Annotated in this window: 4 protein-coding genes; 1 reads left to right on the top strand and 3 read right to left on the bottom strand. The window is 44.1% G+C overall.

Going from position 1 to position 2,771, the window contains the following annotated elements; genetic code table 11:
* The first annotated feature begins 476 nt into the window (after nucleotides 1-476).
* A complete protein-coding gene (locus PX481_RS16185; RefSeq protein ID WP_287170721.1) occupies nucleotides 477-803 on the top strand; it encodes a DUF433 domain-containing protein in 327 nt (108 codons plus the stop codon).
* Between the two features lie 247 nt (nucleotides 804-1,050).
* Here the strand turns inward: PX481_RS16185 and PX481_RS16180 are convergent, their stop codons facing one another.
* The 3 genes from PX481_RS16180 to PX481_RS16170 all read right to left on the bottom strand — a co-directional run.
* Nucleotides 1,051-1,278 carry a hypothetical protein gene (locus PX481_RS16180; protein WP_288094990.1) on the bottom strand — a complete coding sequence of 76 codons (228 nt, stop codon included), beginning with the start codon at nucleotides 1,276-1,278 and terminating at the stop codon, nucleotides 1,051-1,053.
* 2 nt (nucleotides 1,279-1,280) lie between these two features.
* A complete protein-coding gene (locus PX481_RS16175) occupies nucleotides 1,281-1,754 on the bottom strand; it encodes a type II toxin-antitoxin system VapC family toxin (protein ID WP_043998848.1) in 474 nt (157 codons plus the stop codon).
* Between the two features lie 238 nt (nucleotides 1,755-1,992).
* Nucleotides 1,993-2,771, bottom strand: a 779-nt coding sequence (locus tag PX481_RS16170; RefSeq protein WP_288094988.1) for a formylglycine-generating enzyme family protein, incomplete at its 5' end; no start/stop codon positions are given.

Raw genomic sequence — 2,771 nt, 5'->3', positions numbered from 1 at the left:
GGGGCAGGGTGTGGGGTGTGGGGTGTAGGGTTTTACCGATTTTGAGGTAGTCAGTTACCTAATTTTCAGGGAAAAAGTCCAGGAATTTTACCCCCGATCACTTCAATGGTAGGCACTTTTTGAGGGAAAAAAAGTCTAAAAGCCTTATCCAACAAGGTTTTTAGATTTATTCAGCCAGCCCTAAGTAGTTAAAAATTAACACTACCTCAATTTTCTCAAAAAAATCGACCCGTCGCTAGGCGGGAGACAAAGGGCAAAAGAGCAAAAGAACAGAGGGTTAAACTCCTGGGGAGACACACGCAACCCGAATGATAAAGGTGGTGCGTTACGGCGGATTGTTAATTTGAGTTTTTTGACCGAATTGATAGCCGCAAACACGCACCCTAGACTCTACTAAAAGTGGGAGTTTTTCAACCCAAATTTTCTGGTAAAATGATTAGGGATAATTGGCCAAAACTGTATGGGGATTTAAGCCTGTGATCATCAAAGAGTTAGAAGAGCAACTTCTTGCCCTCAAACCTAGGGAAAAAGTGCAGGTAATCCAGTTACTCGCTCAAAGTCTTGGTGGTGATTGGCAGGGAATTGAGAAAACGCCTAAAGTTTGCGGTGGACAAGCCTGCATTGCCAATACAAGAATTCCAGTTTGGGTGTTAGTAGAAGCTCGTCTTCTTGGTTATAGTGATGCTGATTTATTAACAAGTTATCCAACTATTAAAGCTACGGATTTAGCTAATGCTTGGGTATATGCGGCGGCTCATGAAGATGAGATTGATTTACTCATTGAGCAGAATCAGGCAGTTTAGGGGATGATACTAAATCCGCTTATTAAAAACTGATTATTTATTCTCCGTTTTGCCTGTTGCCTGTTGCCTGTTGCCCCTCCTGATATGTAGCCTATACTCAACGGATTTAGTATTAGATTAAACTGCTTTCAAAAAGGCAAAAGCTGCCTGGGACGCACCCTAAGATATCTGAGGCCAGCAATGCTCTAAAGTTGATAATTTAATTGGGGACAATTTGCCGAAAAAGCTTTTACTTCGTCATCCCATTCTAACTTGAGCGGCGACTGGTATCCATTGTATCATTACCAATATCTTTCGGTCGTCCGCTCCAACGTTTTGCTAGACCGGGTTTTCGCAACAAGGTGACAACTTCTCTGCCACTTTCCGCTTGCTTCTTGCGTAGATCTGCAAAGATTGCATCCAAGTCATAGTTGAAGGACTTGGCATACTCTTCACGGATTCGGTGGATCTCTTCGACGATCTCATCATGAAACATAATCAACCTCCTAACAGTTGGTTGGGTGTACAAAGAATCGGTAACTCGTATCCAAAATCAATGCTGATCTCTGCCAATTTTCTCTGAATTTGAGCATTAGCAATATGCTTACAGTTCCACGTTAACAGATAATCCATACCGTGGACAGTTGCGGCGGCAATGTGGATCGCGTCAACTTTCGCTTTTGGAGGCAGATTACTGCGGGTTAAGAATTGTTTAGCCAAACCTTGTGCAGCTTCGTTCAATGCTAACAAGGGAAAATCACGCAAAATATCCAGCCTTTCGGAGGCGATCGCTGTATCTCCTTTAGTTACTTCCTCTAGGACAGCCTCGGAAGTGTACAGAATAAAGTCGTTTCGACGAAATTCCCACCATTCCCTCGTTATCTCAATATTAGCCGCCACAATAATATCTCTGCTGGGTCGAGCAGTTAGGTAGCCTAAGATACTGGTTTCAATATAGACGCTTTCGCTCACGGCAATAGGAGAAAATCTATCCAACGTCCATCATACCCTATTTAATCTTGGTTCCGAGGGTGTTGGGTAACAGTCGTCAACCCAACTACGGGCTGCTTTCAAAAAGGCAAAAGCTGCCTGGGACGCACCCTAGAAAATCTCAAAAAAAAATCGACCCGCCTTGTTTCAGTTATCAGTTATCAGTTATCAGTTAACAGTGGGGAAAACTGATAACTGTTAACTGTTAACTGTTAACTGATTAGGGGGGGACGCACACCACCCGAAAACCGTAGTCGAAGTTGAAGTAGAGGTAGAGGCGGCGGTAGTTGAAGTTGCGGTAAGCGGAACGGCAGAGATTTGGAAGGCCGTACCAAGAACCGCCCCGCAGTATTTGATAATCATTATCCTTTATCAGCCAAGCACTGCCGTCACTTGGCGCACTTTTATAGCTGTCATGCCAATTGTCTTCGCACCACTCCCAGACATTTCCGTGCATATCATAGAGTCCCCAAGCATTGGGCTTTTTCTGTCCAACCGGATGAGTTGTACCCCCAGAATTTCCTTCATACCAAGCGTAATCTCCTAACTGATTAGCATCATCACCGAAATAAAAGCGAGTGGTTGTCCCCGCACGACAAGCATATTCCCATTCCGCTTCTGTCGGTAGGCGATAGGTTTTCCCGGTTATTTGACTCAATTTCTGACAAAAGGCTTGAGCGTTGTCCGAACTACTTTCTACCGGATTTTGGGGATTGTTTGAAAAATGAGAGGGATTGTATCCCATTACCGCTTCATATTGTGCCTGAGTCACCGGATATTTCCCGATCGCAAAACTGTTTATTTTAACTGGGTGTTGAGGCTTTTCAAAATCCCTAGCATCGCGATCACTATCAGGAGAGCCCATGAGAAATTGACCTGCTGGTAAGCCTACCATTTCCAGTGTTATTCCCTTGGGTAGGTTTTCGGTAAAGTTTGTCAGTGGAGTTGGCACTACTTTAGGTAACGGTGTAGATGTCACAGTAGCGATAGGTAACTGTG

It is taken from the genome of Microcystis sp. M53603_WE2 (assembly GCF_030065435.1).
This window is presented reverse-complemented; position numbering and strand designations above follow the sequence as displayed.

What these genes read in the sequence shown, in the direction of transcription:
- PX481_RS16180 (WP_288094990.1), bottom strand. Translation starts at nt 1,278, where the DNA reads ATGTTTCATGATGAGATCGTCGAAGAGATCCACCGAATCCGTGAAGAG.